The 22,749-nt window shown below is 41.5% G+C and carries 20 protein-coding genes, 1 tRNA gene and 1 pseudogene; 8 read left to right on the forward strand and 14 right to left on the reverse strand.

All coding sequences use genetic code 11. The features are described from left to right. On the forward strand, window positions 1-953 hold a 953-nt coding region (locus BCY91_RS06395), incomplete at its 5' end, for a hypothetical protein (protein WP_245989018.1). A 249-nt stretch (window positions 954-1,202) separates the two neighbouring features. Here the strand turns inward: BCY91_RS06395 and BCY91_RS06400 are convergent. From BCY91_RS06400 to BCY91_RS17730, 9 genes and pseudogenes are all read right to left on the reverse strand, one after another. Then, window positions 1,203-2,363 (reverse strand): ABC transporter permease, encoded by a 1,161-nt coding sequence (locus tag BCY91_RS06400; protein WP_120181150.1) that lies wholly within the window; start codon window positions 2,361-2,363, stop codon window positions 1,203-1,205. Window positions 2,364-2,370: 7 nt separating this feature from the next. Beyond that, window positions 2,371-3,327 carry an HlyD family secretion protein gene (locus BCY91_RS06405; RefSeq protein ID WP_120181151.1) on the reverse strand — a complete coding sequence of 319 codons (957 nt, stop codon included), beginning with the start codon at window positions 3,325-3,327 and terminating at the stop codon, window positions 2,371-2,373. Between the two features lie 13 nt (window positions 3,328-3,340). Next, on the reverse strand, window positions 3,341-4,723 hold the full coding sequence (locus BCY91_RS06410; RefSeq protein ID WP_120181152.1) for a TolC family protein: 1,383 nt from the start codon (window positions 4,721-4,723) through the stop codon (window positions 3,341-3,343). Continuing rightward, window positions 4,720-5,163, reverse strand: a complete 444-nt coding sequence (locus tag BCY91_RS06415) for a MarR family winged helix-turn-helix transcriptional regulator (protein WP_120181153.1) — start codon at window positions 5,161-5,163, stop codon at window positions 4,720-4,722. The genes BCY91_RS06410 and BCY91_RS06415 overlap by 4 nt, the downstream gene beginning before the upstream one ends. An 828-nt stretch (window positions 5,164-5,991) precedes the next feature. Then, complete coding sequence (gntA, locus tag BCY91_RS06420; RefSeq protein ID WP_317124680.1) at window positions 5,992-6,669, reverse strand: guanitoxin biosynthesis heme-dependent pre-guanitoxin N-hydroxylase GntA; 678 nt, start codon at window positions 6,667-6,669, stop codon at window positions 5,992-5,994. Window positions 6,670-6,710: 41 nt separating this feature from the next. Next, complete coding sequence (locus BCY91_RS06425; protein WP_120181155.1) at window positions 6,711-7,298, reverse strand: DUF1989 domain-containing protein; 588 nt, start codon at window positions 7,296-7,298, stop codon at window positions 6,711-6,713. A gap of 12 nt (window positions 7,299-7,310) precedes the next feature. Further along, window positions 7,311-7,496, reverse strand: a complete 186-nt coding sequence (locus tag BCY91_RS06430; protein ID WP_120181156.1) for a hypothetical protein — start codon at window positions 7,494-7,496, stop codon at window positions 7,311-7,313. Between the two features lies 1 nt (window position 7,497). Next, a pseudogene (locus BCY91_RS17860) lies at window positions 7,498-7,923 on the reverse strand (SDR family oxidoreductase). 35 nt (window positions 7,924-7,958) lie between these two features. Further along, window positions 7,959-8,186 carry a hypothetical protein gene (locus tag BCY91_RS17730; RefSeq protein WP_220699443.1) on the reverse strand — a complete coding sequence of 76 codons (228 nt, stop codon included), beginning with the start codon at window positions 8,184-8,186 and terminating at the stop codon, window positions 7,959-7,961. Window positions 8,187-8,224: 38 nt separating this feature from the next. On the opposite strand from BCY91_RS17730, the gene BCY91_RS06440 reads away from it, so the two are divergent. The 4 genes from BCY91_RS06440 to mgrA all read left to right on the forward strand — a co-directional run bounded on the left by BCY91_RS06440 (window position 8,225) and on the right by mgrA (window position 13,433). After that, complete coding sequence (locus BCY91_RS06440; RefSeq protein ID WP_120181157.1) at window positions 8,225-9,439, forward strand: MFS transporter; 1,215 nt, start codon at window positions 8,225-8,227, stop codon at window positions 9,437-9,439. 8 nt (window positions 9,440-9,447) lie between these two features. Further along, the gene (locus BCY91_RS06445) at window positions 9,448-11,226 is read left to right on the forward strand and encodes a chloride channel protein (protein WP_120181158.1); all 1,779 of its coding nucleotides are present in this window, start codon (window positions 9,448-9,450) and stop codon (window positions 11,224-11,226) included. Further along, window positions 11,226-12,149, forward strand: coding sequence for an oxygen-dependent coproporphyrinogen oxidase (hemF, locus tag BCY91_RS06450; RefSeq protein WP_120181159.1), 924 nt, complete (start codon window positions 11,226-11,228; stop codon window positions 12,147-12,149). The genes BCY91_RS06445 and hemF overlap by 1 nt, the downstream gene beginning before the upstream one ends. A gap of 291 nt (window positions 12,150-12,440) precedes the next feature. Continuing rightward, window positions 12,441-13,433, forward strand: a complete 993-nt coding sequence (gene mgrA / locus BCY91_RS06455) for an L-glyceraldehyde 3-phosphate reductase (RefSeq protein ID WP_120181160.1) — start codon at window positions 12,441-12,443, stop codon at window positions 13,431-13,433. A 35-nt stretch (window positions 13,434-13,468) separates the two neighbouring features. Here mgrA and BCY91_RS06460 read toward each other — a convergent pair whose 3' ends face one another. From BCY91_RS06460 to BCY91_RS06475, 4 genes are all read right to left on the reverse strand, one after another. Continuing rightward, on the reverse strand, window positions 13,469-14,200 hold the full coding sequence (locus tag BCY91_RS06460) for a polyprenol monophosphomannose synthase (RefSeq protein WP_120181161.1): 732 nt from the start codon (window positions 14,198-14,200) through the stop codon (window positions 13,469-13,471). A 29-nt stretch (window positions 14,201-14,229) separates the two neighbouring features. Further along, window positions 14,230-15,786, reverse strand: a complete 1,557-nt coding sequence (locus tag BCY91_RS06465) for a peptide MFS transporter (protein WP_120181162.1) — start codon at window positions 15,784-15,786, stop codon at window positions 14,230-14,232. 9 nt (window positions 15,787-15,795) lie between these two features. Beyond that, on the reverse strand, window positions 15,796-17,175 hold the full coding sequence (locus BCY91_RS06470) for a peptide MFS transporter (RefSeq protein WP_120181163.1): 1,380 nt from the start codon (window positions 17,173-17,175) through the stop codon (window positions 15,796-15,798). 134 nt (window positions 17,176-17,309) lie between these two features. After that, window positions 17,310-18,215 (reverse strand): hypothetical protein, encoded by a 906-nt coding sequence (locus tag BCY91_RS06475; RefSeq protein ID WP_120181164.1) that lies wholly within the window; start codon window positions 18,213-18,215, stop codon window positions 17,310-17,312. Between the two features lie 223 nt (window positions 18,216-18,438). Here BCY91_RS06475 and BCY91_RS06480 point away from each other — a divergent pair, with 223 nt between their 5' ends. The 3 genes from BCY91_RS06480 (at window position 18,439) to BCY91_RS06490 (ending at window position 22,073) form a co-directional block, all read left to right on the forward strand. Then, complete coding sequence (locus BCY91_RS06480; RefSeq protein WP_120181166.1) at window positions 18,439-20,442, forward strand: HD family phosphohydrolase; 2,004 nt, start codon at window positions 18,439-18,441, stop codon at window positions 20,440-20,442. Window positions 20,443-20,523: 81 nt separating this feature from the next. Then, window positions 20,524-20,610, forward strand: a tRNA-Ser gene (locus BCY91_RS06485). A gap of 251 nt (window positions 20,611-20,861) precedes the next feature. Continuing rightward, window positions 20,862-22,073: a site-specific integrase gene (locus tag BCY91_RS06490; protein WP_120180570.1), complete on the forward strand. Its 1,212-nt coding sequence runs from the start codon at window positions 20,862-20,864 to the stop codon at window positions 22,071-22,073. Window positions 22,074-22,305: 232 nt separating this feature from the next. Here the strand turns inward: BCY91_RS06490 and BCY91_RS06495 are convergent, their stop codons facing one another. Next, on the reverse strand, window positions 22,306-22,575 hold the full coding sequence (locus BCY91_RS06495) for a plasmid mobilization protein (RefSeq protein WP_182995291.1): 270 nt from the start codon (window positions 22,573-22,575) through the stop codon (window positions 22,306-22,308). Window positions 22,576-22,749: the final 174 nt, after the last annotated feature.

A 22,749-nucleotide genomic window follows, 5' to 3' on the forward strand; every position in this document is an offset into this window, starting at 1 on the left:
TGGTGCGGGCTGACAGAGGTTCTGCAGGTAAAACCGCAATTTCTCAAACCTGCAAACCGTTAGCAGTAACCATAACGACACACAGCAAAATGAACAAAACATTGACATTATTCCTGACACTTTTTTCTTTGAGTGTATTTGGACAAAAAAATCCAACAGACGAAGCACAACCAATTGTTGCGGAAGGTAAACTTTTATATAAATCAGAAATGGCTTCGTGGTACGGGACAGATTTGTTTTTAGAAAATTACAAAGACAGGGAAAATATTGGCGGTTACTTTTCTTACACTGACAACGACATTGCAAAATGTGTTTTCTTCTCAAAAACAGAAAATCCAAAAGTAATTGGGACAATTTCCTTTGACAGCACTTACAACATAAAGACAGCAAAAATCAACTTGACGGAAAGAGATTTTACACAAGCAGAAACTGACTTGTATCAAATCAGAAAAATGGCATTAGACGAATTGAATGCAAACACGGATGGACTATTCAAGTTTTACAAGAACACCAACCCCAATATAATTCCGCTAATCAACGGACAAGAAAAGAAAGTTTACGTTTTGACAGGACCGCAACAAAGCGGTGTTGTGATTTTTGGTAACGACTACTTGCTGACATTTGACAAAAACAACAAACTTGTAACGAAAAAACAGCTTCATAAAAACATAATTCCAATTGAATACGGAAAGACAGAAGATGGAAAAGAAGTTGTAGGAGCAATGCACAGTCATTTACCAGAAACAGGCGACTTTATTACAGCGACAGACATTTGCACATTGATGCTTTATGAAAAGTTTGCAAAATGGGAAACCTATAATGTCGTTTCCGAAAAATATTTAAATATTTGGAATTGCAAAACAGACCAACTGAACGTAATACCAATGAAAACTGTTGACAAAATCAACAAAGACCAAGAAAAGAAAAATAAGAAAAAGAAAAAAGACGAATAATGGCTACTGCTAACATCGGTTTGGCAATATGGCGGCTGAAGTGCTTCTATGAAACATTTGTGCAAGGCTCAACAGCAGTAATTCTATTGAACTTTTGTGCTAAAATTCCGCCACATCGCCAAGCCTTAATCCGTTAGTGGCAATGGCAGAACAACCGTACCCCTGAAATTAAACGGCTGAAAAATAACAACCTGACACAGAAAAAAATAATAAAAATCTACCACACAGGATTTTTTTGCAGTACAAAATTCAACCTTGCTTCAACACCTTTTTCCTTTTAAAATACAAAGCTACATAAGACAAAACCGCACAAACAAGTCCAATCCAAATCATAGCCCAAATTGCACCCGAACATTGGGACAACGTTCCTTCTTCTATCAGCAAAATTCTGAATGCCTGTAAGAAATGCGTAAGCGGAATTACATTGGCAACAGCCACAACCCAATCGGGCATTTGCGAAAGCGGCCACGTAAATCCGCTCAAAATAAAGCTCGGAGTGGCTATAACCATCAGGACTTCGGTTGCTTTGAGCTGACTCGGAATCAATATGCTTACCAATATCCCGATAAAACATATCGACAACACGAAAATTCCCGCTACAAAGGTCAAAGCACCTAGATTTTCATAAAACGGAATCCTGAACCAAAATGTAAACAGATAATACAAAATCCATATTCCGAAACTCATTATCAGATACGGAATTATCTTAATTGCCATTATTTTGAGTAGGGATTTGTTTTCCGAAACCAAAGTTCTGAACGTTCCGTTTTCGTATTCCGAGGCAAACGACAAAGCCAAGCCTAACAGCAAAACCTGTTGCAAAACCGTAGCCAAAATGCCGGGCCACAAAAAGTACATATAGTTCGTGCTTCGGTTGTATTTTTTGATAAACGTGGTTTTGAACGGCTCATATTGCGACATAGCCACACTTTCGGGCATTCCCTGTTTTTTGAGGGCTTCAATCTGAACTCCCGCTTTGAATGTTCCCAAACAAACCTGAATGGCTGTCGAAGCATAATTGGCAGTCAAAACATTCGAAGTATTCACAATCGTAAGCACTTCGGGATATTTTTTGGTCATTACCTGTTTCTCAAAATCTTTCGGAATAATCACAACCGCAGGAATGTTATCGTTTTCAGCTACGATTTTAGCCAAATCGTTTTGGTCGTATCGGATAAAAGCCACATTCAGAACCTCGTTGTCATTCATCATTTCGATGGCTTTTCGGCTCATCTGACTTTGGTCTTCATCAACCACCACAACAGGCAAATCGGTAACTTTTCCTTTCTGATAAACAAAGCCTAAAAGTATTCCGTACATAATCGGAGCCCCGATAAAAAGCAACCGAAGCACACTGTTATCCCAAAACAAACGGAATTCCCTTTTTATAAGCAAAAAAAAGTTTTTCATTTGATTTTTATTTTAACAGTTCTAAAGTAACCGTAGTTTTCGTAAACAAATCTTTGGCCTGACTGATATCAATCGGACTGATTTTTATCTCAAAAAGACTCTCCTGAATTTCGTAATCGGGATAAGCCGTTGCGATGTTTGCATAAGCTCCCAAAGCCTTAACCGAAGTTATTTTTCCCTTAACCTGACTTTTGTTATAGACTATATTGACGGTTACTTCCTGTCCTTTCTGAACCTTTGAAAGCCGGCTTTCGGGAATCGTAAAACGGAAATAAGTCGATTCCGAAATCGTTCCGCTAATCAAGGTATAACCGGGAAGTGCCAGCTCCCCTGCTTTAAGCGTAATGGACTCTACCGTCATATCCTGCGGAGCAAGGATATACCGCTCGGAATCCGCAACCGAAACTTCCTGTAAAGCTCCTAAAGCCCTTTCCTGCTGTCCCAATGCCATTTTTTGCTGTTCGACTCTTGCTCCGTATTTCACGTCCGAAATTTCAGCCTGAACAGCCAGATACTGCGATTGAGCCCCCTGATATTTAGCGAAAGCCTCATCATACATCTGTTGGGAAACCAACGAATCTTTAAGCATATTTGACAATCGGTTAATGGATTTTTGAGCCAGTTCGTACTGTTCTTTGAGTGCTTTTTGTTTGGCTTCTAGCTGTTTGAGCTGATTGTCCGTAGCTCCTTTCAAAGTCATATCATATTGGGCTTTTGCCGACTGAACAGCACCCTCTGCCTGACTTTTTTTGGCATCGACTTCGGGAATGTCCAAAATAGCAAGCGTATCGCCTTTTCTCACAAAATCTCCTTCCTGAATACGGATTTCAATGATTTTTCCGGGAATTTTCGATACGATTCCGATTTGCTCTCGTTCGATTTTTCCCTGAATAATCTCGGTTTTCGGCTTACCGCAACCGATAACGGAAATCACTACAACTAATAATAAATATATCTTTTTCATTACTTTTGATAATTTAGTTTAAAATGGTTTTGGTTAATTCTCCTGTTACGGAAAGTGTTTCTAAAGCGGACAGCCTTTGCTCTACTAAAATCTGAATTTTATTGGCTGATGCTTTAAACAAATCGTTTTCTGCTTCCAATCTTTCGGAAATGTTGATAAGCCCTTCCTGATATTGCCTTACAGCCATATTCAGATTGTTTGAAGCTACTTTTTCCTGTTCCAGACCAATTTGGTATTTCTTATTCTGAATCCTGTAATTCGCCAGGTTATTTTCCAAAAGCAAAGCAAATTTCTCCTTGGTATCGTCTAATTGATTTTGCACCTGTTCCGCATTTATCTTGGCTTCGTGGATTTTGTGCTTACGTTCAAATCCGCTGAAAATTTCCCATTTCATCGAAAGCCCTACCATCCAATTCGGACTCATCGTAAATTCGTTCATTCTTCCGTAAAGTCGGGAATTGACCATTGGAATTTCGGGTGTAATCATCGTAGCGTCAAAAAGGCTCGTATAAGTAACACCTCCGAATGCTCCCAAAACGGGAAGATAGCCTCCTTTTTCTTTCTTGACCATATAATCGGAAGCCTTCTTGAATGATTCCAAGGCTTTTAGCTCTTGTTTGTTTTCAACCGATAATTCTTCGGAAATCATATAAGGTGCAAGTAAATATTTTACTTCTTTGATTTGGTTTTCAGAATATCCCGTAAGGTAATTTATCTTTTGGTAAAGGACTTTTCGTTTTCCCTGAAGTTCTATTTTTTTGGATTGTAATTCGAGATTTGCCAATTTGATTTTGTCCCTGTCATACGGAATGGCAAGTCCTTCTTCGATAGCCCTTTCTACTCTTTTGGTTTCTGTAGCCAAGCGTTTTTCGCTGTCATTCAGTAATTTTTCGACTTCGTTCAACAAGTGTACTTGGTCAAAGGAATGAATCACTTCTTTAATTAAACTTTCTTTTTCAGCCTCGGAAAGATAAGCCGTTCCGATTCGTTTTTGCTCCAAAGCCTTTGCTCCGTTTTCAATCTGAAAACCACTGAACAAAACCGTTTTTGCCATCAGGCTTCCCATCAGTACGTTTCCGTAACTGTCAAACGATTGCTTTCCGTCAAAAACCGGCTGATTGATAACCGGAATGTTCCCTGTTGGTAAATCGAGCGTTATTTTCGTATCGAAATACATATAATTTGCCGAACCCTCTACTTTCGGAATGTATTTGTTCCAAACACTTTTCTTTTCCGTACTGATTTTTTCCACTTCCAAATCTTTGTTTCGGATAGAAGCGTTTTTGTCGATTGCTTCCTGAATTGCTTTCTGCAAAGACGGGCTCACATCAATTTGAGCCTTTCCTTCAAAAGCCAAAAGGCAGGCAAGTATAGGCAGTAATTTTTTAATTCTCATTTTACCTCTAAATTTTGATATATTTTATGAAACACTTCTTTTACTGTCACTATATTTTCTACACTGATTCCTTTTATGGATTCTTCGACGGTAGCATTGACAAGATTCATAACTTTTTCCTGTATTTGCTTTCCTTTTTTTGTCAGAAAAATCAAATTAGACCTTCTGTCATTTACATCGGGTTTCCGGTCGACCAAACCGTCTTTTTCCATATTGTCAATCAAACGGGTCACGCTTGGTCTGTCCCGAAAACTCTTATCTGCCAAATACTGTTGCGAGCAACCGTCATTTTCCCACAAAACAGCCAAAATAGACCATTGTTCCTTGGTTAATTCTACTCCGTTCTGTCTGAAATTCTTATTCAAAACACGATTAAATGCCTGTGGTGTCCTGCCCGTAAGCAGATTGTAAAAATCCTGATATTCTAAAATTGACTGCATAAACAATTGTTGTTACAACAACAAAAGTAAAGAATATTTTTATCCTGAAAATATTTTTTGGAAAAATTAACATTTCGAGAAAATGCAAAAGTTTTTTAATCTTTTGATTTACAGATAAATGTATCAAACAAAGAGTAAAAAAACAGCCACAGCCACTAACAAGGGTTTTGCAAGAGAGCGGGTTAAGTGCTAAATTCAACTTTTGTGCTTCTATTCCGCAAAAACCATTTTTTATTTGCTTGAAAAGTGTAAACTAGCAAATAAAAAAATGGTTTTGCTACGTTGGTGCTAAATTGAAAGTTTGTGCTTTCTAATCCTCTCCCTCGCAAAGCCCCGAACCGTTATAGGCAAATGTTCCCCGAACGAAATGCATCAGTTAACGAAAGTTTCTCCAATGCAAACGGACAAATTTGAACTGACCGAAAGCATTTGAGGAATCGAACAAAAAAACCGAACTAAAACAAAATTGAACCGACCAAACCGAACGAACGAAGTAGAATTTCAAAGCTTTTAAAAACAAGTTTCAGACCGACCGACACGCCCGACCTAACTGCTCAATTGAACGCCATTTCCAATCGGTTTCCAGCCGACCAAAAAGCTTAGCCGAACGAACTGTTTTTTCGGTTTTTAAGGACAAATTGAACAGACAAGAACTAAAGCATTTTTAATTGTTGACCGAACTGAAACAACCAAAACTTGAATATAATATGGAAAAAGCACATCTGCCTATAACCACAGGTTTGCAAAATTGCGGGCGAAATGCTTACACTTCTTTTTGCCCTTTTTTACTTAATTTGGTGCGGTTTCACGGAGGTTCTGCAAGCAAAACTATAAATTAAAAGGGCATCTTTCGCCACTGGCGTATTGTCTTCCGCTATATTGGTAAACTTCAGAACGGTCGCCAAAATCCATCAGCATAGGGTTGGTTGAGCCGGAATATTCAACGTCTTTTTTTCTCACAATCGCTTTCATTTTTTCGTAACGTTCTTCATCGCGCAAGCGTTCAAACTGCACGTGCGGGTTAAACACAATGGCCGGTACCGGCGACTGGCGTGCCGGGCGACTGCTACCGGGATGTAAGCCGATGATAAAAAACGCTTCCTCCATCAGGCTGAAGCTGAAATTTTTCGCCTGCGGATTGTCGCTTACACGGGGATCGTACGCAAAGTGCTTTGCATCCAAGGCGCGCAAGGCCTTTAAGCGTTGAAATAGGTAAGCTTCAAACTCCACCTCGCTTAATGGCTGAGTGTGCGGAAACAGGATCACCACGCTATGAAATCCTTTGTCTTGCTTTCTAAATTTTTTGATAAAATCGTAAATGAAGTCAAGTATGCGTTGATCATCATGCGGGCAAGCCAGGTGCGTTGCCGTGAGTATTTGTACATTGCCTTTTTTTAAGGCGTCTTTTGCCGCCACACAAGGAAAGGCTTTATCCAAAACCATTTCCTTAAAAGATTCAATAATATTTTCCATAGTATATTTTATTTGCGCTTTGCTAAACCTCAAAAGCCTTTTTCACCCAGGGGCAATTGTGTTTAGCGTAGCGGTTAACTTTGATTTAAGCGTTCATAACCTATCGGTTTAAAAGAATAGTTATTAGACATTTCTGCAGAACAGGCCGTCATCCCCACAATCAAATCCATTTGTGCCTCAATAATTACATAATCATTGGCTTTACTCAATGGCGGGTGCACCCCTACTTTGCCACTTTGCCCATCTACAGATACATTCATAAAAATGTTAAAGCAAATAGGAATTTGATCTGGCGTAATCCCGTAAGGCGCCAAAGCTTCTGATAGGTTGCCAAAGCAGCCTCGGTGCGGGTTTTTGTCGCCGTAAATGATGCGGAAGGTATCTGCGCTGCAAGGCGTTAACAAAAAGTCGTGCCTGCCCACGGTATCTTCTTCCATGATAAACATCACATTGCTTTGGTTAGAGTAAAATTTGTTTCCCTTTGTTAAAAAAATGGTTTCCTCGTAATCAATGGTTCTGCCGCTCGATAGATATTCTTTCGGGTTATGTTCGTTAAAACAGATGAAGTCAGATACCTGTTCGCCTTGGATATCATAAACCTTCAAACGTTCGCCTTTTTTAAGGATAAATGCAGTACCTGTACGAGGTGGGATAATGTTCATATGCCTAAATTTTTAGTTACTTTTCTTCTTGTTTGCGATGTATTTTTCGATAACCGTGCGGTCGTTTGATTGGGTTGCCCTTTTAGCGCCCACAACCTGCTGTATGCTTACACCCATTTTCTCTGCCACGTGGTAAAGCTCATAATCTTGTGCCGAGTTCACTTTTCTTCGGTCTGTTTTTGTTCCTCTTGTTGCCATTTTATTTTTTCTTTTGAAATCGTTTAAAAAAGATTTTGGGTACGATGCACCGCTGTCTATCGCTTATCTTTCTATTAAAACCGTGCCGAATAATTGGCTCACTATACTTTCTTTGGGGCGCACATACGGGTCCGGGAGCAACGCCATTTACACGAATGCCTTTGTGCATAAAAGACGCTGCTAGCGAACGGGTAAAAGATACGATGGCGCCTTTAGAGCTGGAATAGTCGATTAAAAAGCTGTTGCCCTCATAAGCTGTTACCTAGGTGGTGTTAATAATACTTGACCCAACGTGTAAATACGGAAGACAGGCTTTTACCATAAAAAACTGTGAGAAAACGTTGGTTTTAAAGGTGAGCAAAAGTTGTTCTTCGCTAATATCTAAAATATCATCTTTGGGCACCTGCGTTCCTGCGTTATTTATCAAAATATCCAGTTTGCCAAAATCGGCTAATACTTTCTTTACAATCCACTTGGCTTTTCTTCTACAGTAATATCTTTTTTTAGCACGATGCAGCGCCTGCCAAAACTTTCCACGTCTTTTTGCGTTTGTTGCGCGTCATTATCCTCATCAAAATATACAATGCAAAGGTCCGCGCCTTCTTTTGCGAAGGCGATGGCAGTTGCAAAACCATAAAAGAAAAATAGTCCGCTATCCAAAAACCAACATTTTCTTCTTTCAATTTTCAACTCTCCCTTTTATTTTCGTAGTCCTAAACCTCCTATAAATGAACAATAACAAAAACGTGGTGCTGCTTATTATCGTGGCATCTTTAGGCTACTTTGTAGATATTTACGATCTGGTACTTTTTTCTGTAATCCGCGTGCAAAGCCTCAAAGCTATTGGCGTTGCCGAGGATGACCTGCTGAGCGTGGGCGTTAAGCTGATGAACGCGCAGATGATAGGGATGCTGATTGGCGGTATTGTGTGGGGAATACTGGGCGATAAACTTGGTCGATTAAAAGTGCTTTTCGGCTCCATTTTAATGTATTCGCTGGCTAACATTGCCAACGGCTTTGTAACCGATGTTAATATTTACGCAGTGGTGCGTTTTATTGCCGGCGTAGGACTCGCCGGAGAGCTTGGTGCGGGCATTACCTTGGTTGCCGAAACCATGAGCGCCAAAAACCGTGGCTACGGAACCATGATTGTTGCAGCGGTAGGTTTATTGGGTGCTGTTGTGGCCGGTTTAGTTGGCGACGAGTTTGCTTGGCAAACGGCTTACTTTGTGGGCGGCGGTATGGGCTTGGTATTGTTGGTATTGCGCCTGGGCGTAATGGAGTCGGGCTTATATAAAAACATCGAACACAAAGATGTTTCTAAAGGGAACATCTTGTTAATATTTAACAACTGGCACCGTTTTAAAAAATACATCAACTGCACTTTAATTGCTTTGCCTACCTGGTTTGTGGTAGGTATTTTAATCACCTTTGCGCCGGAGTTTGGTAAAGCTATGGGGGCTACTGCGCCACTTTCGGCCGGGGAAGGCATATTGTTTACCTATCTGGGAATTTCACTTGGCGATTTGATTAGCGGCTTCTTAAGCCAACTTTTTAAAACACGAAAAAAAATCGTCATCGTATTTTTGTTTGCCACGCTTTGTAGCGTATTGTTATACTTATTTTCTAAGGGTATTGATGTAACAACATACCGCATTTTGTGTGTTCTTTTAGGAATTTCGACCGGTTTTTGGGTAATTTTTGTTACTATTGCCGCCGAACAGTTTGGCACCAACCTTCGCTCTACGGTTACCACCACTGTTCCAAACTTCATCCGCGGATCGCTGGTTTTAATTACGCTGAGCTTCGAGTGGCTAAAAACTCCGTTCGGCATCATCAATTCGGCACTAATTGTGGGGATAAGTACCATCGTCATTGCGTTTTTGTCGGTTTACAATTTAGAAGAAACTTACGGCAAAGACTTGAACTATGTAGAGGAATAACAAAAAGAATGAGGTATTTTAGGCAGCACCAGCTTGTTTTAAAATTTATTTATCAGCATTTAAGCAGAAGCCAGTTTTTAATATTATCGGGCGTGTTGGTGGGTTTAACCGCGGGCATCGCTGCCGTCATCCTCAAAATTGTAGTCCACTATATCCACATTTTAATAGATCAACAATTAGAAGTTTTCGAATATCCTTTCCTTAACCTCTTTTTACCCCTAATAGGCATTTTACTCACAGTTTGGGTAGTGCGCACTTTTTTGCATGGGCGCGACGGCAAAGGCGTATCTAAAATTTTGCTGGATATTTCGCAGAGATCGGGCGTAGCACCGCGCTCTAAAATGTATTCGCAAATGATTGCCAGCGGACTTACAGTTGGCTTCGGCGGTTCTGCCGGTTTAGAAGGTCCTATTGCCGTTACAGGCGCTGCCATTGGCTCTAACTTTGCCCGCACCTATCGTTTAAGCTACCGCGAACGCATTTTACTGCTGGCCTGTGGCGCCGCTGCGGGTATTGCCGCCGTGTTTGATGCGCCCATTACGGGTGTAATGTTTGCTATTGAAGTAATTTTGGTTGGCGTGGTGTTCTCGGATTTTATTCCGCTTATTGTGGCTGCGGTTTGCGGTGCGCTCATTTCTAAAATTATTTTAGATGACGATATCCTCATCAACTTCACCAGCTTAAAAGAGTTTAATCATAAAAACGTGCCCTATTACTTATTGTTGGGCGTTTTTTGCGGATTGGTATCTGTTTATTATGCCAAGTGCACTAACCTGGTCGAGCATTTTTTTAATCACAAGCTAAAGTGGAACGCTTACGCCAAGGCTATGCTGGGCGGTTTAATTATCGCCATCCTTTGTTTTGCGTTTCCGCCTTTGTTTGGCGAAGGCTACAGCACAGTTAAAGCACTGGCATCCAGCCACCCGCAAGAAATTTTAAAAGGCAGCTTTTTCAATATCGATGCTTATGCAGATTGGCCCATGATTATCTTTGTGGGTCTTATTTTTATGACCAAAGTATTTGCTACTTCTATCACTTTGGCCAGTGGCGGCAGTGGCGGTAACTTTGCCCCTTCCCTATTTAACGGCGCATTTTTAGGTTTCTTTTTCGGCAGTATCGTCAACAAAATCGGCTTGGTGCAGTTGCCTGTTAGCAATTTTACGCTGGTGGGCATGTGCGGCATTTTAAGCGGGGTAATGTATGCGCCCTTAACGGGGATATTTTTGATTGCCGAAGCTACCGGAGGCTACGAGCTGATGATTCCGCTGATGCTGGTTTCTTGCACATCTTACGCCATTGCTAAAGTTTTTGAACCCTACTCTATGGATTTGAAACATCTGGCGGCAGAGAAAAAGATATTTACAGAAGATTACGACCAAAACATTTTAAGTTTGATCAAGTTTCATGAAATTGTTGACCGCGATTTTGAAACGATTTACGATGACAGTACTTTGCCCGAACTGGTGAACGTGCTACGCCAATCAAACCGGAATATTGTGGTTTGCGTTAACCGCGATGGAAAATACGTAGGCTTTATTGTTTTTGATAAGGTGAGGAAAGTGTTATTAGACGCCGAACTTCAGCGCAAACTTAACGTCAAAGAGCTGGTACTTACCACCAAATACCACGTACATGCCGGCGATAGCATAGATGAAATTATCAATAAATTTGATGAAGCCGATCTTTGGAACCTGCCAGCCTTTGAAAACGGAACATTTATTGGCTTTATTTCCAAAACAAAATTATTAACCGCGTACAGAGACAAACTGAAATTAACCATTTACTAATGCTGGACAAAAACGCAATTGCACAAGATTTTAAAGCCATACAAGCGGACATTGTTAACAAACTTACTGCCCTAGACGGTGGTGCTTTGTTTGAAACCGAGAAATGGGAACGCCCCGGAGGTGGCGGCGGCGAGAGTAAAGTATTACAAAACGGTGCTTTGATTGAAAAAGGTGGCGTTAACTTTTCGGCAGTGTATGGTAAATTGCCCGATGCGGTTAAAAAAGCTTTTAAAACCGACCAAGAAGAGTTTTTTGCCACTGGCGTCTCTATTGTGCTGCACCCGCATAACCCATGGGTCCCCATCATCCACATGAACATCCGTTACTTTGAAATGCAAGGTACAGGCAACGAAACGCTCCGTTGGTTTGGTGGCGGTATTGATGTTACACCGCATTATGTGATTAAAGATGCGGCAAAGAATTTTCATGTGTACCTAAAATCTGTTTGCGATAGCTTTGATGCCAGCCTTTACCCAAAATATAAAACTTGGGCTGATGATTATTTTTACATTAAACACCGCAAAGAAACCCGAGGAATCGGAGGTATTTTTTACGACCGCTTAACGCCGCAAAACACTCCCTTAACATGGGAGCAGCTTTTTGATTTTTCTAAAGCTGTGGGCAATTCCTTTGTGCCCATCTATACAAATTTGGTAGCCAACACCCGCGAAAAACACTTCAGTTTAGAAGAAAAACAATGGCAATTGCAACGCAGAAGTCGCTATGCAGAGTTTAATTTGGTGTACGATTCGGGCACTAAATTCGGTTTAGAAACCGATGGACGAATAGAATCTATATTAATGAGCATGCCACCCATGGCTGCTTGGGTTTACGATTATAAAGCTTTACCCGACACCCCCGAAGCCGAAACCATGGCTTTATTGCAAAAAGGAATTGATTGGACAGCTGGGGAGATGATTTGAGATATGAGTAAAGAATAAAGAGTAAGGAATAAAGACGTTGTAAAAAATGTATTTTAAAAATTCAAAAGTGAAAAGTAAAAATCACTAACTTGAACCCCATAAACCTTACAACTAAGATCTTGACGCGTGGGTTAGAAGAAAGAGTAAAGAGCAAAGAATAAAGACGTTGTAAAAAATGTATTTTAAAAATTCAAAAGTGAAAAGTAAAAATCACTAACTTGAACCCCATAAACCTTACACCTTAAGCTTCAAGCCTTAAACCCTAAACCTTAAGCCTTATACAACCAAACCATGTCCTACATCCCAAACCCAAACAGATACAGCGAAATGCAATACCGTCGCTGCGGAAAAAGCGGTTTAAAGCTCCCTGCGCTTTCGCTGGGCTTATGGCACAATTTCGGCGGTGTGGATGTTTACGAAAACTATCGTGCTATCCTGCATTTAGCTTTTGACGAAGGCATTACGCATTTTGATTTGGCGAATAATTACGGTCCGCCGCCGGGTTCGGCAGAAGAGAACTTTGGACGTTTGCTGCAACAAGATTTTAAATCGCACCGCGATGAATTAATCATTTCTACCAAGGCCGGATACACCATGTGGGACGGTCCTTACGGAGATTGGGGGTCTAAAAAGTATCTGGTTTCTAGCTTAGACCAAAGTTTAAAACGGATGAATCTGGATTATGTGGATATATTTTATCACCACCGTCCGGATCCGGAAACGCCTTTGGAAGAAACCATGCGCGCCTTAGATTTAATCGTTCGCCAAGGCAAAGCATTATACGTGGGTCTCAGCAATTATAAAACCGCCGAGTTTGAGCGCGCAGCAAACATTTTATACGATTTAGGTACGCCTTGCATCATCCACCAGCCCAAATATTCGATGTTTGAGCGTTGGGTAGAGGATGGTTTGTTAGACGCATTGGAAAGTAAGGGCGTGGGTTGCATTCCTTTTTCGCCACTAGCGCAAGGTTTGTTAACCAACAAATACTTGAATGGTGTGCCCGAGGACAGCCGCTTAGCTAAACCTCACGGTTTTTTAAATGAGCAGTATGCCACGCCAGAAAAAATTGAGAAGGTTAAACAGCTGAACGAAATTGCAGAAGAAAGAAATCAGACTTTAGCACAGATGGCTATTGCTTGGTTGCTAAAAGACGACCGTGTGACTTCTGTTTTAGTAGGCGCTAGTAAGCCTGGGCAACTGGCAGATTCTTTAAAAGCTTTAGACAATATCTTTTTTGAAGAATATGAATTGAAAGCTATTGAGGATATTTTGGCGGAGTAATCGTAACCTATTTAGCACAAATGTTGGTTTAGAGCCTAGCTTCGCCCATATTTCCTAAACCAGCTTCGCACCTTCAGCTCTATCACTCCTAAAAATGCTTCTCTAAAAATTTTGGTACTCATTTTAGAAGTGCCTTCTGTCCTATCAGTGAAAATGATGGGCACTTCCACCACCTTAAATCCATGCTTAATGGCGGTAAATTTCATTTCTATCTGAAAAGCATAACCCACAAATTTTATCTTCTCAAATTTAATGGTTTCTAAAACTTTAGCTCTATAGCATTTGAAGCCGGCAGTGGCATCCTGAATATCAATACCTGTGATAAATCGCACATAAACAGAGGCAAAATACGACATCAGCACACGACCCATTGGCCAGTTGACTACGTTTACCCCTTTAATATATCTCGAGCCTATCGCCACATCGGCACCCTGCACACAAGCATCGCGCAAGCGCAGCAAATCTTCTGGGTTGTGCGAAAAATCGGCATCCATCTCAAAAATAAAGTCGTAATGGTGCGCCAAGGCCCATTTAAAGCCGTGGATGTAAGCCGTACCTAAACCCAGCTTGCCTTTGCGCTCTTCAATAAACAGATGCCCATCAAACTCGCCTTGCAAATGTTTCACAATATCGGCGGTGCCGTCTGGCGAACCATCATCAATTATAAGTACATGGAAAGCATGTGGTAAAGAGAATACCTTGCGAATAATTTTCTCGATATTCTCTTTTTCGTTGTATGTAGGGATAATGACTAAGCTGTCGGGCACGGTATAATTTTTTGGCGCAATTTAGCATTTTAGTGGATGCCGTGCATCCATTTATTTAGTTTAGGTGTTAAAAGCAAAAGTACTACCGCAAAAGCACCCACTACAAAAACGCCCCATATTAAATAGGTTTGCGTGTAATTTAGTAAAGTTTGTTGCGCAGTTAGGGTAGCTCCTTCTGCTTCGCCGGCTGTTAAGGTGCCAATAATACCTGCCAGCTTATTACCTAAAGAAATAGACAAAAACCAAGCGCCCATTACAAATCCTACGATTTTAACTGGCGATAATTTTGTAATCATAGATAAGCCTACCGGCGATAAACAAAGCTCGCCAATGGTTACCAGCAAATAAAGTAAAGCCAAAAACGCCATTGGCACCAATCCGTTAGCATCTGCAAAAAACTTAGCGCCTAGTACAATCACCAAAAAACCACTTGCTAAAAACGTAAGTCCCAACACAAACTTCATAGGCGTGCGCGGCTCTTTATTAGTATCGCGCAGTTTAATCCAAATCCAAGAAAACAAAGGAGCCAGCACCATGATATAAAAGGGATTGAAGCTGGTGAATAAAGATGATGGAATGATGCCTCCGCCGATACTGCGATTTACGTTGCGTTCAGCAAAAAGCGTTAAAGAACCGCCGGCTTGCTCAAACAAAGCCCAAAAAATGGCGTGGAAGAAAAATAGCACAATCACTACCAACAATCGTTGCCCTTCTACCTTATCCGGATTGCGGACTGCCTCTACCAATAAATAAGTGACAATGCCTAAGCTAATCACTAACATCAGCGTGCTCATCAGTTCGTTTTGGTTAAGCAAAAGCGCGCATAGCGGCACCATGATAACGGTACCGATGTAAACAACAGCATCCCAAGACAAACCCAAAGGTCGGGCGGGTTTTAAAGTAATTTCCTGTGGCCTTAAGCCGGTACCGGCAAAAACCTTTTTGCTGAGTAAGAATACCAATACGCCCAAAGCCATACCAATACCCGCTAATCCAAAACCATAGTGCCAGCTAATCTCTTGCCCAATGTAGCCACAGGTCAAAGTCGCCAAAAAAGCACCTATGTTTACGCCCATGTAAAAAATGGTGAAAGCACCATCTTTCCGCGGATCGTTGGCTTCGTAAAAAGTACCCAGATAGCTGGAAATATTAGGTTTGAAAAAGCTGTTGCCTACGATAATCAGCGCAAGCGCTAAAAAGAAAACGGTATTACTGCCTTCAAATGCCAGCGCGAAATGGCCTAGCATCATCAAAACGCCTCCCATTACAATGGCTTTTTTAAACCCGAAAATTTTATCGGCTATTAAACCTCCAATTACCGGAAAAAGATAAACCATTGCAGTATAAGAACCGTAGATGCTTAACGCCTTAATATCTGCGCCCGCACTGCCTGCAAACAGCACTTTTACCATATAAAGTACCAATAGCGCACGCATCCCGTAATAACTAAAGCGCTCCCACATTTCGGCAAAAAACAAAATAAATAGTGCCTTAGGGTGCGTTTTACGGTTTGAGACAATAACGAAGGGAATCCAGATTAATACGAAGATCCAACCTATGATGAGGGTCCATTTTGCAATATCCATGTATCAGATTTATGGGGTTTCTATTTGTTCGGTGTTTTTAAGTGGTACAGCAGTGCTCTGGTCTGTGGCGTCCTCTGCCCCGTGTGCCAGTTGTTTAAGTTTTTTAAGCAGCAATAGCACCAAAATTCCAAAGATGGTACAAAAGATGGCGATGCCTGTAAATATCTCCAGCTCGCCTGCAGTTTGCGAATACTCGCCCACCCAGCCAGATACGTAGTTTCCCAGTCCGGTAGCGGCAAAATAGGCTCCCATCATTAAAGAAGCATATTTAAGCGGCGCTAATTTGGTGATGAAAGAAAGTGCTACCGGCGAAACGCTAAGTTCGCCAACGGTATGAAAAAGGTAGGCCAAAACCAGCCAGTACATTGCCGAAGAACCTGCTGCCTGGTATTGCATGGACGCGGCGCTCATAAAAAAGAAGCCCCATCCCATGATAATGGTGCCTACCGCCATTTTAAAAATGGACGATGATTCTTTTCCTTTTTTCTTGCGCTTATACCAAAATGCGGCCACCGCCGAACCTAAAGTGATGATGAAAAAAGAATTTACGGACTGAAACCAAGGCGCGGGCACCTCAAAATTGATGAACGAAAGTACACGGTTGGTTTTTTCATCGGCATATAAATTCATTAAACCGCCCGCCTGTTCAAATGCGCCCCAAAACACAATCATAATAAAGAAAGAGAGGAACATCACAATCATACGGTCTTTTTCGACATTGTTTAACGGGCGTTTAACGGCCGAGCGCTCCTCTTCGGGCAAATTGGTAGTGGCTTCGCCAACGCCCTTCAAATGCTTTTGACCAAATAAAAATACAATTTGCCCTATTGCCATGCCAATGCCTGCCAAGCCAAAACCGTAATGCCAACCGTAGGTAACAGCCACAGAACCTACCAAAACACCGGCGATTAAAGCACCGATGTTGATACCGATGTAAAATATGGTAAAAGCTTTATCTCGACGGTCATCATTGTGCGCGTACAAACCGCCCACCATGGTAGAAATATTCGGTTTTAAACAACCTACACCCGCAACAATTAAAGCCAAACCGGTGTAAAAAGCCCATAGCGCTGGAATGGCCAAAATGCCATGGCCAACAACTAAAAGCCAACCGCCCACCATCACCGCCTTTTTTTGACCCAAAAATTTATCGGCTAATAAACCTCCCGGGATAGATGCGATGTACACCAAAGCCGTATAGGTGCCGTACAAACTCAAAGCATCTGCCTTATCCCAACCTAAACCAGGGTTGCCCGAGGTTGCCGAGGCGACTAAAAAAAGAACCAAAAGCGCGCGCATGCCGTAATAGCTAAAGCGCTCCCATAGTTCGGTAAAAAACAAAATGTACAAACCTACAGGATGCCCATACAGTTCTTTTCGCTCTGTCATATAATTTTTTTTGATGTCAGGATTTATTGCCAAAAATGCTTGGCTAAACCAATAATAAAAATTTTTTGGCGCAAAAATAAGCTAAAAGCGCGGTTTAAATCTTTGTTATAGCTTTATTACAAAGCTAGGCCCTGTTAATTATTAATCACCGGCGCTGTGTTTTGGCTGTCTTTTGCGGGGTCTATAAATAGTTCGTCGTTCTCATCGGGCAGGTTGCTCAGCTGCATATTCTCCTGAAAATACCACTTCCCTTGTTTCAGCTTTAAGCCATCGTAAGATAAATCCGGAGCGTAAAATTCGCCTACACCGTCCAAACGTTTATCTATCGGCACTAAATGATCAAAAACAATCATATTTTCGGCCCGCACATAACGCAACATCATAGCCGCCGTTTTGGCATAATCAAAAACCATGCGCGATTGAAATTGATTGGCTTTTAAAGATGCCTCCAAAACATCGGCACCAAAAACCGGTTTGCCATCCACAAACTTTAAAGTTTCAATAATTTTGCTGTTGGCTGTGGCCGATTTGCCTTTCCAACCTAACAAAATAAAATAAGGCTCGCGTATGCCCGTTACCGGGATTATTTGGTAATAAACTGCCCCTAGCCATTTATTGGGAGCTAAGGTTGCACTATTTACATCAGACAATGCGCTTATTTCCTGCGTGTTATCTAGCAAAGGATAAAGCTCCAGTTTCTGCGGATTGTTAACTTGTATAGCACCGAAATAGCGGTAGGTACCATCGGCATATTGGTTAAACCATGTAAAAATCCTGAATTTGTTATCTTCTGTTTTTTGTACCGATACAATATCGCGCAGCTTATTAAATGGATAATAAAAGCTGTTTTTTTCTTTTAGCGCATCAACCAAAGTTTTGATAAACTGGTAATTGGCCTCTACCCGTTTTTCTTGCAGGGTATCTGTAAGGATAGTATGCCCCAAATTCTGCAGTGAATCTTCAAATACGCCGAGTTTATTTTGCGCAAATAATGGGACGGTTTGGATAATTAGGAATAAAAAGAATAAACTTTTTTTCATGAGTAGCTAACGCGTAAAAGGCTTTGCAATTGCATGGTTTCTATGCCGAAGTTAAGATTTATTTTTAGCTTACGCGTTTCGGCTTTAGCCCAAAAGACGCCTAATATGCAATAAGCTGCAATTTTGTACTTTTGTTAAAACATTACACCACGTGGCAGATATTAATAAAAACACGCATAAAATTATTTACAGAAAGTACGGTTCTGTTGTTAAATATGTTTTAATGGCCTTGGCGGTGATGATTATTACCGCGGTTTTGCCCAAACATGCCAAATTCAAATATGAATTTGAGAAAGGAAATGTGTGGCTGCACGATGATTTGGTATCGCCTTTTAATTTTCCCATCCGCAAAACGGTGGATGAAATACGCAAAGACAAGGAAAGCATTTTAAAATCTGTATTGCCTGTTTATGAGGTGGATGAAAAGGTTTTGCAGAACCAAATCTTACAGTACCAAAGCGATTTTGAAGCGAAATGGAAAAATGCCGGTTTGCCGGATGATGCTTCAAAAAGCAAAAATTTTGATGCCGGCTACAAAATATTGGAAAACATTTACGCCAGGGGTGTAATTGGGTTAAACAAAAAGTACCAACGCGATGGTGAACAATACGTTATTTCTTTATTGCGCAACAATGTAGAAACCCAGGTGAGCACTGCCACCTTGCTTACGCAAACAACAGCTGTTGCAAAGCTAACGGACCTTTTAGTAGCCGAAAAAAACATCCATTCCGATTTATTGCTAGATGTACTGAAGGACCATATAAGCCCCAACGTAATTTACAATGAAGCTTTAACAGAACGGATAGAAAAGCAAGCGATAGAAAACGTATCCGCTACACGTGGCATGGTGCAAAAAGGCGAACTGATTGTAAGCCAAGGCAGCACAGTTACCGAAGATATTTACCAAAAATTGGAATCTTTACGCCGTACTTACGAAGAAAGCATTACCACCCCCAGTGATCGTAAACTAACCTTGGCCGGGCAGTTTCTGTTGGTGGGCATGGCCGTTTGTTTGCTGATGGTGTTTCTTTATTTATTCAGGCGCGATATTTTTCAGGATAACCGCCAAATTTCGTTGATATTGCTGATTGTAACAGGCATGCTGGTATCGCTATCATGGGCTATTAATCTGCGTTTGCCAAGCTTGTATTACATCCCTTACTGCATAGTGCCCATCATTATCCGCATTTTGTTTGATACACGCTTGGCCATGAACATCCATTTGCTGGTGGTTTTAATTGCTAGTTTCTTTTTACCAAATAGCTTTGAATTTGCGTTTTTGCAAATAACGGCCGGCATGGTTGCTATTTATAGCATCAAAAACTTGGTTAGGCGCGAGCAGTTTTTGATTTCTGCACTATTAATTTTAACCAATTACTTTGTAGCCTATCTGGGCATTTCTTTGATCCGCGAAGGCACCTTAGATGCTATTGATTGGCCTAAATTTTTGCCGTTTATTTTTAGCGTCTTACTTTCTTTGCTGGCCTATCCGTTAATTTATTTGTTCGAGAAGTTGTTCGGAATCACATCAGACATTACCCTTATTGAGCTTACCAATACCAATACGCCTTTACTGCGCGAATTGGCTTTTAAAGCTCCCGGTACTTTCCAGCATTCTTTGCAAGTGGCAAACTTAGCCGAATCGGCGATATTTAAAATTGGGGGTAACGCACTTTTAGTACGTGCCGGTGCGCTATACCATGATATTGGTAAAATGGACAATCCGCAGTTCTTTATCGAAAACCAAAATAAAGGCTTAAATCCGCACGATAAATTGCCCTATGAAGAAAGCGCACAAATTATCATCCGCCACGTTTTAAATGGTGTGGAAATGGCCAGGAGAAATAACTTGCCAGAAGTGATTATTGATTTTTTACGCACCCACCATGGTAACACCCGGGTTGATTATTTTTATCAATCGTTCTTAAAAAACTTCCCCGAAAAAATCGTAGATGAAAACACATTTAGATATCCGGGCCCTATCCCATTTACCAAAGAAACCGCTGTTTTAATGCTTGCCGACTCGGTTGAAGCCGCCTCCAGAAGCTTAAAAGAACCCGATGCAGAAAGCATCAGCAACTTGGTTGAGCGCATTATTGATTATAAATTAGAACAAAATCAGCTGAATGATAGCAACATCACTTTAAAGGAAATTGAAACTATAAAGCTCATTTTTAAGACAATGCTGATGGGCATCTACCACGTGCGTGTGGATTATTTAAAATAGTTTTAAAATTAATTTTCGTAGATATAAAGGATTACTATATTTGCAGACCTTTTGAGGGGCGAATATGCCTAAAAAAGATATGGAGAGGTGCCTGAGAGGCCGAAAGGAACAGTTTGCTAAACTGTCGTACTGGAAACGGTACCGCGGGTTCGAATCCCGCCCTCTCCGCCGGTAGTAATACTAAAAATTGATAAAAGCCTGCAAATCAGATGATTTCAGGCTTTTTTATTTTAAGGTAAACGCTAAAATATGTAAATACTCTCTATTTAAACGAGAGTATATCGAGAGTATTTAGATAGTACCGGCAGCACTCTCGACTTGGACGGATAACACACTGATAAAGAAGCCGTTCAGTCATCGAACATCTTGATTTTGGTTAGTTGCAGAAATACTTTTGTTTAACTTTTAATCCCAAAATTATGAGTACTTTAGTCCAGCTTCACTTTTATCTTAAAACTCCCAAAGCTTACACCGGTGGCCCTATGCCGGTTTATTGCCGGATCACAGCGGGAGGAAAAAGAACCGAAATCTCGCTCAACAGGAAATGTGAACCCTCCAAATGGTCAAAAAAAACCTGCCGCGCCACCGGAAACCGTGAACCCGAAAGGATGCTGAACAGATGTATCGACCAATTGCAGGTCAAGATCTATGACGCCCAGGAGTTCTTGTCGAAAAATAACGAGACAATCAGCACAATGTCCCTGCGTGATAAAATATTGGGCACAACAGAAAAAGTCCGGACGATATTGGGCGTTTTTGAAGAGCACAATTCAAAGGTAGAAGCGCTGACAGGGAAAGAGTTTGCAGCCGGCACGCTGGAGCGGTACAGAACATCGTTTAAGCATACCGCTGACTTTATCCAATGGAAATACCGCGTAAAAGATATGGATATCAGAAAGATAGACCACCAGTTTATCACCGAGTACGATTTTTATCTGAGGACCGTGCGCAGCTGCGCAAATAACACGGCGGTCAAATACATCAAAAACTTTGGGAAAATCATCCGGATATGCCTGGCGAACGGATGGATCACTGTGAACCCGATGCTGAACTACAAACCGAAAGTCAAAAAAGTGGACCGCGTTTTCCTGACGGCGGAAGAACTGGATGCGCTCAGCAACAAAGAATTCAGGATTGAGCGCGTTGCGCAGGTGCGCGACGTTTTTGTATTTTCATGCTATACCGGCCTTGCTTATGCTGACGTAAAAAAGCTGAAAAAGGAGGAAATTATCAAAGGTGTGGACGGGCACGAGTGGATTTATACGCACCGCCAGAAAACCGACGTGGCCTCGCGGATCCCATTGCTGCCGCCCGCCAAAAAGATACTGCAAAAGTATGAAGACCACCCTAAATCCATTGCAGAAGGAACTGTTCTGCCGGTGCTGAGCAACCAAAAGATGAACGCTTATTTAAAAGAAATTGCAGATACCTGCGGTATTGAAAAAGAGCTCACCTACCATATCGCAAGGCATACTTTTGCCACCACCGTAACGCTTTTGAACGATGTGCCGATAGAGACCGTCTCTAAAATGCTCGGCCACAGCAGTATTAAAATGACCCAGCATTACGCTAAGATTTTAGATGTTAAAATCGGCCGGGACATGGCGCATCTAAGGGAGAAATTTTCTTAAAATTGAGTTTGCAAAGTCCCAGTTAGAGGTTTGACTGGGACTCTTTATGGGTGTTAAATACAGCCAATATTATCTGCATTAGAAAACTCATTACACCTAATATATTTCACCTAAACTATGTGATTTTTCTAGACATCCTGCTTTCTTTTGCGCCTTTTCCTGCGTGTCTTTTTCAGCTGGCACGTCAAGGTTTCGTTACACAAATTCTCCCGCGTTTACGCTCGGTTTACCGTCATCCGAACGTCCTCAGGACAGTCCGGTTGAGGTTGTTTGCCAGCCCGTTCAGGTCTTTCCGTAGCTTGATCAGCTCTTCCATCAGCCCGTCCAGAGAGGCGTTGCGGTAGGTTGCGACTACCGGTTTCTCCAGCAGTATTTTGCGGGCGTAACCGCTCAGCTTCCTCTGCGTGGTCTTCAGGAAAGCTTTATGGATCTGTATCTTTTCGCTCTCGGACAGCCTCAGGTGCAGCCATTGGTTTCTGTTCTGTTTTCTCTCTTTTTCCATTGTCTTTATCTAATAGCTTCCAGCGCCCACGACTCCGGAGTTAGGGCGCCAAAAAAACCGGTTGTGACACAAACGGACATCTTGCCGTTTGCAGGAACGTGGCAAACTGCCATTTTTTGGGGCTGGGGGTTAGAGTTTCAGTGCCTGTTTTGATTTTCTGGAAAAGCCTTTCAT

The organism is Pelobium manganitolerans, from assembly GCF_003609575.1.
GTDB lineage: Bacteria > Bacteroidota > Bacteroidia > Sphingobacteriales > Sphingobacteriaceae > Pseudopedobacter > Pseudopedobacter manganitolerans.

Coding starts and splice junctions, on each gene's coding strand:
- BCY91_RS06400 (WP_120181150.1), bottom strand. CDS start 2,363: ATGAAAAACTTTTTTTTGCTTATAAAAAGGGAATTCCGTTTGTTTTGG.
- BCY91_RS06405 (WP_120181151.1), bottom strand. CDS start 3,327: ATGAAAAAGATATATTTATTATTAGTTGTAGTGATTTCCGTTATCGGT.
- BCY91_RS06410 (WP_120181152.1), bottom strand. CDS start 4,723: ATGAGAATTAAAAAATTACTGCCTATACTTGCCTGCCTTTTGGCTTTT.
- BCY91_RS06415 (WP_120181153.1), bottom strand. CDS start 5,163: ATGCAGTCAATTTTAGAATATCAGGATTTTTACAATCTGCTTACGGGC.
- BCY91_RS06425 (WP_120181155.1), bottom strand. CDS start 7,298: ATGAACATTATCCCACCTCGTACAGGTACTGCATTTATCCTTAAAAAA.
- BCY91_RS06430 (WP_120181156.1), bottom strand. CDS start 7,496: ATGGCAACAAGAGGAACAAAAACAGACCGAAGAAAAGTGAACTCGGCA.
- BCY91_RS06440 (WP_120181157.1), top strand. CDS start 8,225: ATGAACAATAACAAAAACGTGGTGCTGCTTATTATCGTGGCATCTTTA.
- BCY91_RS06445 (WP_120181158.1), top strand. CDS start 9,448: ATGAGGTATTTTAGGCAGCACCAGCTTGTTTTAAAATTTATTTATCAG.
- hemF (WP_120181159.1), top strand. CDS start 11,226: ATGCTGGACAAAAACGCAATTGCACAAGATTTTAAAGCCATACAAGCG.
- mgrA (WP_120181160.1), top strand. CDS start 12,441: ATGTCCTACATCCCAAACCCAAACAGATACAGCGAAATGCAATACCGT.
- BCY91_RS06465 (WP_120181162.1), bottom strand. CDS start 15,786: ATGGATATTGCAAAATGGACCCTCATCATAGGTTGGATCTTCGTATTA.
- BCY91_RS06470 (WP_120181163.1), bottom strand. CDS start 17,175: ATGACAGAGCGAAAAGAACTGTATGGGCATCCTGTAGGTTTGTACATT.
- BCY91_RS06475 (WP_120181164.1), bottom strand. CDS start 18,215: ATGAAAAAAAGTTTATTCTTTTTATTCCTAATTATCCAAACCGTCCCA.
- BCY91_RS06480 (WP_120181166.1), top strand. CDS start 18,439: ATGGCCTTGGCGGTGATGATTATTACCGCGGTTTTGCCCAAACATGCC.
- BCY91_RS06490 (WP_120180570.1), top strand. CDS start 20,862: ATGAGTACTTTAGTCCAGCTTCACTTTTATCTTAAAACTCCCAAAGCT.
- BCY91_RS06495 (WP_182995291.1), bottom strand. CDS start 22,575: ATGGAAAAAGAGAGAAAACAGAACAGAAACCAATGGCTGCACCTGAGG.